The sequence below is a fragment of the Symbiopectobacterium purcellii genome, assembly GCF_052050035.1.
Classification (GTDB): domain Bacteria; phylum Pseudomonadota; class Gammaproteobacteria; order Enterobacterales; family Enterobacteriaceae; genus Symbiopectobacterium; species Symbiopectobacterium purcellii_A.
Genome location: NZ_CP189882.1, coordinates 1842837 through 1851810 on the forward strand (window position 1 = coordinate 1842837; position 8974 = coordinate 1851810).

At 47.8% G+C, this 8974-nt stretch carries 13 protein-coding genes and 1 tRNA gene; 12 read left to right on the top strand and 2 right to left on the bottom strand.

What is annotated here, in order from left to right:
- Positions 1 to 522 precede the first annotated feature (522 nt).
- The gene (locus ACQGXV_RS13550) at positions 523 to 960 is read right to left on the bottom strand and encodes a helix-turn-helix domain-containing protein (protein WP_440866649.1); all 438 of its coding nucleotides are present in this window, start codon (positions 958 to 960) and stop codon (positions 523 to 525) included.
- Positions 961 to 1038: 78 nt separating this feature from the next.
- On the opposite strand from ACQGXV_RS13550, the gene ACQGXV_RS13555 reads away from it, so the two are divergent.
- The 8 genes from ACQGXV_RS13555 (at position 1039) to ACQGXV_RS13590 (ending at position 5900) form a co-directional block, all read left to right on the top strand.
- Complete coding sequence (locus ACQGXV_RS13555; RefSeq protein WP_440866650.1) at positions 1039 to 1251, top strand: Cro/CI family transcriptional regulator; 213 nt, start codon at positions 1039 to 1041, stop codon at positions 1249 to 1251.
- A 202-nt stretch (positions 1252 to 1453) separates the two neighbouring features.
- Positions 1454 to 1786: a hypothetical protein gene (locus tag ACQGXV_RS13560; RefSeq protein WP_440863042.1), complete on the top strand. Its 333-nt coding sequence runs from the start codon at positions 1454 to 1456 to the stop codon at positions 1784 to 1786.
- 98 nt (positions 1787 to 1884) lie between these two features.
- Positions 1885 to 2049: a hypothetical protein gene (locus tag ACQGXV_RS13565; protein WP_440863043.1), complete on the top strand. Its 165-nt coding sequence runs from the start codon at positions 1885 to 1887 to the stop codon at positions 2047 to 2049.
- Positions 2046 to 2855 carry a hypothetical protein gene (locus ACQGXV_RS13570; protein WP_440863067.1) on the top strand — a complete coding sequence of 270 codons (810 nt, stop codon included), beginning with the start codon at positions 2046 to 2048 and terminating at the stop codon, positions 2853 to 2855. Before ACQGXV_RS13565 ends, ACQGXV_RS13570 begins: the two co-directional genes overlap by 4 nt.
- Positions 2856 to 2955: 100 nt before the next feature.
- A complete protein-coding gene (locus ACQGXV_RS13575) occupies positions 2956 to 4830 on the top strand; it encodes a toprim domain-containing protein (protein ID WP_440866651.1) in 1875 nt (624 codons plus the stop codon).
- Positions 4831 to 4936: 106 nt separating this feature from the next.
- Positions 4937 to 5077: a hypothetical protein gene (locus tag ACQGXV_RS13580; protein WP_440866652.1), complete on the top strand. Its 141-nt coding sequence runs from the start codon at positions 4937 to 4939 to the stop codon at positions 5075 to 5077.
- Positions 5078 to 5443 (top strand): IS630 transposase-related protein, encoded by a 366-nt coding sequence (locus ACQGXV_RS13585; RefSeq protein WP_440862584.1) that lies wholly within the window; start codon positions 5078 to 5080, stop codon positions 5441 to 5443.
- Complete coding sequence (locus ACQGXV_RS13590) at positions 5367 to 5900, top strand: IS630 family transposase (protein ID WP_440867179.1); 534 nt, start codon at positions 5367 to 5369, stop codon at positions 5898 to 5900. Before ACQGXV_RS13585 ends, ACQGXV_RS13590 begins: the two co-directional genes overlap by 77 nt.
- 19 nt (positions 5901 to 5919) lie before the next feature.
- On the opposite strand, the gene ACQGXV_RS13595 is transcribed toward ACQGXV_RS13590, so the two are convergent.
- Positions 5920 to 6111: a transposase gene (locus ACQGXV_RS13595; protein ID WP_440866653.1), complete on the bottom strand. Its 192-nt coding sequence runs from the start codon at positions 6109 to 6111 to the stop codon at positions 5920 to 5922.
- A gap of 66 nt (positions 6112 to 6177) precedes the next feature.
- On the opposite strand from ACQGXV_RS13595, the gene ACQGXV_RS13600 reads away from it, so the two are divergent.
- The 4 genes from ACQGXV_RS13600 to ACQGXV_RS13615 all read left to right on the top strand — a co-directional run bounded on the left by ACQGXV_RS13600 (position 6178) and on the right by ACQGXV_RS13615 (position 8897).
- Positions 6178 to 6441: a hypothetical protein gene (locus ACQGXV_RS13600; RefSeq protein ID WP_440866654.1), complete on the top strand. Its 264-nt coding sequence runs from the start codon at positions 6178 to 6180 to the stop codon at positions 6439 to 6441.
- A gap of 244 nt (positions 6442 to 6685) precedes the next feature.
- Positions 6686 to 6762, top strand: a tRNA-Pro gene (locus ACQGXV_RS13605).
- Positions 6763 to 7030: 268 nt separating this feature from the next.
- Positions 7031 to 7567, top strand: a complete 537-nt coding sequence (locus ACQGXV_RS13610) for an Ail/Lom family outer membrane beta-barrel protein (protein WP_440866655.1) — start codon at positions 7031 to 7033, stop codon at positions 7565 to 7567.
- A 164-nt stretch (positions 7568 to 7731) separates the two neighbouring features.
- A protein-coding gene (locus ACQGXV_RS13615; protein WP_440866656.1) for an IS3 family transposase occupies positions 7732 to 8897 on the top strand; the annotation gives its coding sequence in 2 pieces (ribosomal slippage) (positions 7732 to 7975 and positions 7975 to 8897; 1167 coding nt in all).
- Positions 8898 to 8974: the final 77 nt, after the last annotated feature.

Consider the following 8974-nt stretch of genomic DNA (forward strand, 5'->3'; position numbering starts at 1 on the left):
TACGTATAGCGTTATTTTCTTAGTTTTGGGGCATGTGGAGAAAAACGCTTTTTCTATCATGTGCCCTGTTTCATCTGCTTGCTCACAGGCTGCCATGATAAGGTGGCATCCTGGCGTAAAGCTGTTAGCATCACGCATCACATTGTTCTTCCAATTCAAGTAATCTTGGTTATTCCCTCGAATCTGCATGATTTTCATCTCTCATCCTCTCTCGTTAGCTATCCCAACCGCCGTCATGTTCCTGTGCCTCGGGCTGGCTACTTACGCTCAGGCAATCGGCGGGTAACTCGAGGTCTTGCCTGCCGGGGTATTGCCGTTGCGGGTTGGTGTTCCACCGTCTGGCTGTAGGCTGTCTGGTGGGTTGATGAGATAAATTTAATATTACTTAAAAATAAAGTCAACCTGATTTTTCATATCTTAATTTTAGAAATTTAAGATTAGGTGACGCAGGAGGGGAAGAGCAACGTGTGACTATGATCGTGGAAATAAGGCGTCCTACCAAACATGAACGGCGGGAAAAGTTCAGCTTGCTTTAGGCTTAGATTTTATGGCTCGCCTAGCTAGGACTTCTTCAACAATGAGATCAATTTCGTTCTTTCTATCACTAATTTCCTTCAAGAACTTTTTCCTGTCTGTTGAAGGTAGGCTAGTAAACATATCGAGTAGCATCCGCCTCTCTCGTTCAAGCTCTTCATCTTGAAAATCAATAGGTTCAGGTGTTTTTCTACTGATAATTTCTTGGGAGTCGTCTTCGACAGAACCGTACACTAAATAGCCGGGTTGGCACCTTAACGCTTTTGCTAGGGCTAAAAGATTTTCTCCACTAGGTTCGGTTTCGCCTCTTTCCCACTGGGATATAGAGACATGAGAAACCCCCACAGATCTGCTTAACTCCTGCTGTGTTAGTTTTAGTTCTTTTCTGCGTAGTTTGATCCGCTCGCCAGCAGAATTGTTGTTCATAGTTAAGCGATCTTAAAAGATATTGACTAAAACTTCCTTTAGTGTCAGAATTTAAGTTTTCTTTAATTGGAGGTGTTGATGCTGAAAAAAACAGTAGTGAAACACTTCAGGACACAAAGAGCTGTAGCGCAAGCACTCGGTTTAAGCGATGCAGCTATTTCTCAATGGAAAGACGTTATTCCAGAAAAGGACGCTTACCGATTGGAAGTCGTCACTAATGGTGCTCTGAAGTATCGAAATGATTTGTATAGGCATCCTTGTGCCATAGGTCTACCAGACCCAGTAGCCTAACCAGCAGTACCGCTCTTCACAACGGACACCCGTCCTACGGAAGCCACCGACAACGTGGCGAACGCAACATCCCACAGTAACACACTCACTGTGACTGCCTCACGGCTTCGTCACGTCTGTTGATTACCTAATTACACCACAGGTGCCGTGTATCTACATGTGCATCCGATAACCTATTCTTTCAACAAGGAAAGTATCACAAATGGAACGTGCAAAAACACGCAAAAATTCTGCGGTTGAGTTCATTAGCCGTCACCTCGTTACAACAGCATATCAGGCGATTGCCCGGGTACGCCAGACCAACATCGCAAAAATGCTGGGTGTCGCCGATTCAACCGTCCTGCGCCGCTCAGAGAAGCTCACCGAGACGATGGATATCTTAGCCGCCAGTGGTGTGCAGGATTTTGTCTTCGAGGGCGAGAAGAAGATGCCGCTGGATGAATACCGCTATCTGCTTCGTTCAGCGATGGAGTTCGCGAAGTATCAACTGGAAGCGGCTGAATCTGTATCAGGCGACGAATGCCTTGCTGCATAGGAGGAGAACATGATGCAAGCACAAAAGAAAAAGCCGGTCAGTGCGCGAACACTTTTCCGGCTTAAAACTGCAATAACTCATTAATTTCAGGAGAAATTATGGCACTAAACCGCCGGAATTTCAAGCAAAAGGGCGCCTGTCGCCCTCATCCTGAACCCCAAACACTGATGCCGGAGGATGCGGCGAAGAAATTCGCCGAACTCTTCCGCCTGCAACAACAACTTTACCTGGCTCAGCATGAGTCCGAGGAGAAACGCAAATGAGCACAAGCCGTTTACTTATCCACGAAAATCCGTTGCAGGTACTCCCGTCTCTGGCCTGCACCATTGGCCTGAATGAAGCGATGGTACTGCAACAAATCCATTACTGGCTGGGCAACTCTCGTCACGTTCATAACGGCCGTAAGTGGGTCTATAACAGCGTTGCTGAATGGCAAACTCAATTTCCATTTTGGAGTGAAACTACCGTTAAACGTGCGCTTACCAGCCTGGAAAAGCAAGGGCTACTGCTTACGGCGAATTATAACAAAGACCAGCGCGATCGGAGCAAATGGTACAGCATCAACTATGACGCGCTGAAATCTCTGGAGGTTAAAAATGTGGACGATGCATCAGGTCAAATTGACCCAAATGCATCAGGTCAAATTGACCAAATGCAAATGGTAAGTTTGACCCAATGTATAGATAAGGATACAGAGACTACTACAGAGATTACTACAGAGATTAAAAACAAAACCCCCTTACCCCTTACCGACAAGAAAAACAAATTTGACCCGCTAACCGAAAAACCGTCGAACGTGTCGGCAGAGGTTTGGGCCGATTGGGTGGAGCACCGGAAAGAAATTCGTCACCCACTCACCCCGACCACCTGCAAGCGCATCAGGTCGATGCTGGAGAACCATGTCAACCCCGATGCGGTGATTGGTTTGTCCATCGAGCGCGGTTGGCAGGGCTTGTTCCCCGAAAAAATCACCGAGCCAGCCAATACCACGCCCGCGTTCGATGCCTCCCGGTTGACCGAAGAGCAGCGGCGTGAACTGGCACTGTATGAACTTCTGGAGGGTCGATGAAATCATGGCTGAAACCGGTTTTGATTGCCGGTTACTGCCACGGGGTTATGCCGATATCGGCAGTGACGCTGGGCTTTAAGATTTTTCGATTGGAGGCAGTATGACTATCCAGGAATTATCCGGCCTGTTGTGGCAGCGGGTGGAGCAGGTGGTGGCTCACTTACTCCCCAACGGTCGGCGCGTCAATGGGGAATGGGTTGTCGGTGATTTGGACGGCAACAAGGGGCAATCGCTCAAGGTCAATCTCACCGGCAAGCAGGTCTGGTGTGAGTTCAACGGCGGACAGGGTGGCGACTTGCTGGACTTGTGGGTAGCGGTGTGCGGTATCCAATTCCATCAGGCCATGCAGGAGGCCAAAGTGTTTCTGGGTGTCAAGGACGAGAGCAATGAGTTCCTGCCGAAACAGCCAAAAATCTTCAAGAGGCCTGAGCGCAAGGGCGTCAAAGGCTCCCGCGACTGTTTCGCGTATCTGGCCTCAAGGGGGATCTCCCACGAGACGGCACAAGCGTTCAAAGTGACCGACGCGGTGATATTCAACCACGAGACCAAGCAGGAAGTCCCTGCCATCGCCTTCCCCTACCTGCGCGACGGTGAGTTGAAACAAATCAAGCGGTTGGGGATTGAGCGTCATGACGGTAAAAAAATCATCATGGTGGAGTCTGATTGTGAACCCTGTCTGTTTGGCTGGCAGGCCATCAACCCCAAAGAGCGCAATCTGGTGGTGATTTGTGAAGGCGAAATTGACGCGATGAGCCTCCACCAGTACGGCCTCCCGGCACTGTCGGTTCCCTTCGGTGGAGGGACGGGGGCCAAGCAGCAGTGGATTGAGCATGAGTACGAAAATCTATCACGTTTCGGAGAGATATTCCTGTGCATGGACATGGACGCCGCCGGGCAATCCGCCGCCAAGGAAATTGCTACCCGGCTGGGTATTCATCGTTGCAGCTTCGTGAAGTTACCCCACAAGGACGCTAACGAATGCCTGGTCAATAATATTTCCGTGGAGCAGTTTCAACGCCTCTTCATGAACGCTGAGACGTTCGACCCCACAGAACTCAAACGGGCGGGCGAATTCCGTCAGGAAGTCCATGCGGCTTTTTTTTCACCCGCTCCCGGTCTGTTCACCAGTCCGTGGCCCACGCTGGAGCAGAATTTCAGATTCAGGACGCACGAACTGACCTTGGTCAACGGCGTTAACGGTCACGGCAAATCGCAGTTTGTGGGGCATCTGTCGCTTGAGGCGACGTACCAGGGGGTGTCTGCCTGCATCGCCTCGATGGAGCTACGGCCTGCTATCCTGCTGAAACGGATGATTCGACAAGCCGTATCTACGGGGGATACCTCACCGGAGGATGTAGACCGGATGATGGACCTGCTCGATGCGCGGATGTGGTTGTTCAACGTGACGGGTAAAGCCAAGGGAGAACGGATTTTGTCCGTGTTCAAATATGCGCACAAGCGCTATGGCGTGAAACTGTTTGTCGTGGACTCGCTGATGATGTGCGGACTCAATGAGGATGATTACAACGGCCAGAAGGCGTTTATGGAAGCCTTATGCGAGTTCAAGCTGACTTACCCGGTGCATGTGCTGTTGGTAACTCATCCCCGAAAAGGCGAAAACGAAGAAAAGCCGGTCGGCAAGATGGATGTCAAGGGAAGCGGCGCTATCACGGATTTGACCGATAACCTGATCACCGTCTGGCGCAACAAGGCGCGTGAAGCCGTGGTAGAGAAAGCGAGGAAGTTTGGCAACGAGGTTTTATCGGAAAAAGAGCAAAAGCTACTGGAAGCGCCTGGAACGCTGTTATTGCTCGACAAGCAGCGTAACGGCGAAGGCTGGCAGGGGAAAATCCCCCTGGTGTTCAACTTGCTGAGTAATCAGTTTCTGGCCGACAGAAAGAGTATTCCTTTCAACTACGCCCGTGGGCAGTCACAAAGTGCGGTGATATCTGAAATGCGCCGTATGGCGGTTTAACGCAAACAGCGAGGGAAATACGAATGACGGCATATCTAACAGAATGCATCGTGGGGCTGCTGGCAATGGCAGCCCTTTTTGTTTGGGTGGGTAAATTCAGAGGTGGGTGATGGAAAAAACATGCTTCCTGCTGCGTGATGAACGAATACGAAAAAACCTGAAAGCGTTTATTGATTCCCTGCCCACCGACTCACAACGCCCCCTCGAAATTATAGCTAAACGACTTAATTTTGATTACATTATTTAAATGAGCTATTCAATTGATTTTAGACGTAAAGTGATATCTACACGGAAAAACGAAGGGTTGAGTATCCGAGAAACAGCGAAGCAATTTCGGATTGGCCCTGCCTCTGTATCGCGTTGGATTAATCAAATAGAGTCAAAAGCATCGACCACGCGTCAGCGAAAGATCGATAAATCCGAGTTGATAAAAGATGTTGAACAATATCCAGATGCTTACCAAAAAGAACGTGCAGAGCGTTTTGGCGTTTGTCAGAAGGCCATTTGGCAAGCGCTTAAAAAGCTGGGATTGACCTATAAAAAAAACTCTACGTCATCCGAAAGCCGACGAAAACGCCCGGCAGGGATTTCAACAAAAAAAACAACAGTATGAAAAAGAAGGTAAACCTATTGTTTTTATTGATGAAAGTGGTTTTTCACACGATACCCCACGGACTCACGGCTATTCCCCAAAAGGTCAACGGTGTTTTGGCCTGAAGAACTGGGGAGCTAGGGGAAGAACAAATGTTATCGGCGCTTTATTAGGCACAACGCTGTTTGCTATCGGATTATTTGATATCAATATTAACAGCGATGTTTTCTATGCCTGGGTCACACAAGTCCTTATCCCAGTACTCCCTAAAAACAGTGTAATCATGATGGACAATGCCACTTTTCACAAAAAACATAATATTCAACAAGTCATCATCGATGCAGGGTATATGGTGGAGTATTTGCCTACATATTCGCCAGATCTTAACCCAATTGAGCATAAATGGGCACAAGCAAAAAGCAAAAAAAGAGAGATGGGTTGCGATACAGAGAGTTTGTTCTCAGTCCATATGGTGTAATCAAAATTAAGTCGCTTGGCTATAACTCTGCACGTTCATCATCGCTGAGTACGCCGTTGCTCTGCTCGCGTGCCAGCGAGACCCATGTATGCAGGGTTTTGTTGCTTATGCCCAGCGATGCTGCTGCCCTGGCTATCGTATAGCCCTGCTCTGTTACCAGGGCAACGGCTTCCTTTTTAAACTCAGGGGTAAATTGTCGTTTATGGTTCACTAAACACCTCCGTTTTGGATGTAAGTTTAGTGTCCTGATTATTCAACCACTACAAAGCATTTCCGGATGGTGCGTTACTTTGGTTTTCTGGCTAACCGCGTAGTGGGAAAACTGTTGCCTCTGGTGAGAAAAGCCCTGGGGCAGGATAATGTGAAAAAAGCAGCGCCAGTGACATACACAACGCTGAGTCAGGGATTACTGAATACAGACCCGTTTGCCTGCCTGCTGTGCGGGGCAAAAATGGCGTTCAGCCGGGCGCTGCCGGCAACGGCCCTGGAGAAGCTAATCGCGAACGCCGGGGAGATAGCGCGAATGCGTTACGTTGGATAATGCGGGGAAGCTCTGCCTGGAATTCGGCGATGTAATCAAAAAACGCGCAATGTGTTCAAAAATCACCCAAACACAGAGGCATTCACGATAAAAAAGCCGGTTTTCATCGTTGCCAGCCCCCGAAATCAGGGGCCCCAAAAAGTTTGAAATTCCTAGGCGTCTAGGCGTCTAGGCGTCGAGCGTGCGCTTTTGTGAAAAAAGGATTGACGCTTTTTGGAGGGCGCAGTAAGATGCGCCCCGCATTCGGCGAGTAGCGCAGCCTGGTAGCGCAACACGTTCGGGACGTGTGGGTCGGAGGTTCAAATCCTCTCTCGCCGACCAAATTCCCCGCGTTTTGTCTGATACCTTTTGTTTGCGTTTTTGTTTAGATAGATTTTGTTTACTTTCTACAATATCTATTGCGTTATTCATTTATTTAAAAAAAACAATAATGCATCTAAAAAGATAATAAAAATATATCTTATAACGTGTTGATAATAATTGCATTAACTATGCGATAAGGTATTTCACTGATTTACACGCCAGGCGTCAACTGACATTTTACGCTCTGTCTTTGGGATGTTACATATCATAAAAGGAGCGTGTGAAAGTGAATATCAATAAAAAGCTATTGGCATTATCTGTGGTATTGGCTGCAATGGGGGGGGGGGCTATCGCTCAAGCGGATACGTATACCATCAGTCTGGGCTATTCTCATGGAAAGGTGACTGATTTTAAAAATCTCCACGGCGTCACAGGGAAATATCACTATCAACCCGACGGTTCATTGGGCTTTATCAGCTCGCTGACCTATATGGGTGGAGAGGAAAAATTTAATTTCGAGGGAAATAAGGAAAAGACTCAGCTGAAATATTATTCGCTGTTAGTGGGCACCTCTTATCGCTTCAATGAATTTGTGAGCCTTTATGGCTTAGCGGGCGTCGCGCAGAGTAAAGTTAAACCTTCTGACACTTTCGCTAATGGCGATAATATATCTTTCAAGAAAAAAACATCAGGTTTTGCTTATGGTGCCGGTGTTCAGATCTCTCCAGCAGCAAACTGGAGTATCGATCTGGGTTATGAGGGCGCGACAGCCAAAAATATAAAAATCAACGGATTCAATATCGGCCTTGGCTATCGCTTCTGATACTCAATAGCGTGATTACGCCGAAGAAGACTTCGGCGTTTCCTTTCCCTCCAGAGAATCTGTCATAGCATGCGCGTCGTCGGGCGAAAACTGTAGTGGCATACTGAATTTGGCCACCTAAGTAGAGGTGATATGCTTACCTCATAATTTTTATAGGTGCCAAAATGAGTAAAATAATTACTGCTGAATTTAAATGTGAAACCGCCAAATTAGTCCTTGACCAAAATTATACCTACCAGGAAGCCGCGAAAGCCATGAACGTCAGTCTTTCAGCGATTAGCCGGTGGGTAAGAGCCCTTCGTTTAGAACGTCAAGGGAAAACATCGCCTGGTCTGCCATTAACACCTGAACAAATTGAGTTCAGAGAAATGAAGAAAAAAATCCACCGACTGGAAATGGAGAATGCCATCTTAAAAAAGGCTACTGCGCTCTTAATGTCCGACTCACTGAAAAATTCTCGGTAGTTGAAAAGCTAAGAGCGCTTTATCCAGTGAAAGCGTTGTGTCGTATTTTTAATGTTCACCGAAGCAGTTATCGCTATTGGTGTCGACCTAAGGAGCCAGATATTGAGCGGACGATAAAACGTAGCCTGGTCAGCGAAGCGTGGAACGTTAGTGGCGGGTCTGCGGGCGCAAGGACTATCGCCACGATGGTTACCAATACACACGACGTGAAACTTGGGCGGTGGTTAGCGGGTAAGTTGATGAAAGAATTAACCCTCGTTAGTTGCCAAACAAGAAAACATCAATACAACCGCGGTGGAAATGAACGTATTGATATTCCAAATCTGCTCAATAGGCAGTTCGCTGTTACCAAGCCTGACCAGGTTTGGTGCGGCGATGTAACCTATATTTGGACAGGCGACCGATGGGCGTATCTGGCGGTGGTATTAGATTTATTTGCCCGAAAACCCGTGGGTTGGGCAATGTCGTTTTCGCCAGATTCAGAATTAACAGCCAAAGCACTACAAATGGCTTGGGAACTGCGTGGGCATCCCAAACAAGTCATGTTTCATAGTGACCAAGGAAGCCATTACACCAGTCGTGAGTATAGGCAGGCATTGTGGCGTTATCAGATGACCCAAAGTATGAGTCGCAGAGGAAATTGTTGGGATAATAGTCCGATGGAGCGATTCTTCCGTAGTCTGAAGACTGAATGGGTGCCAACGACTGGCTACCAAAGCTTTAGTACTGCTCAATCATCCATTATTCGCTACATAACCCATTATTATAGCGATGTCAGACCTCACTGGTATAACGGTGGGTTAACACCAAATGAATCAGAACGGCTGTTCCATCAACAGTCAGGTAGGGTGGCCAAATTTAGTTGACCACTACACTGTCGGCTGATTCGTACCGGGGGAACCTGGGACTTACCTATCTATGTTGCTACCGTTGTGCAGCCGTG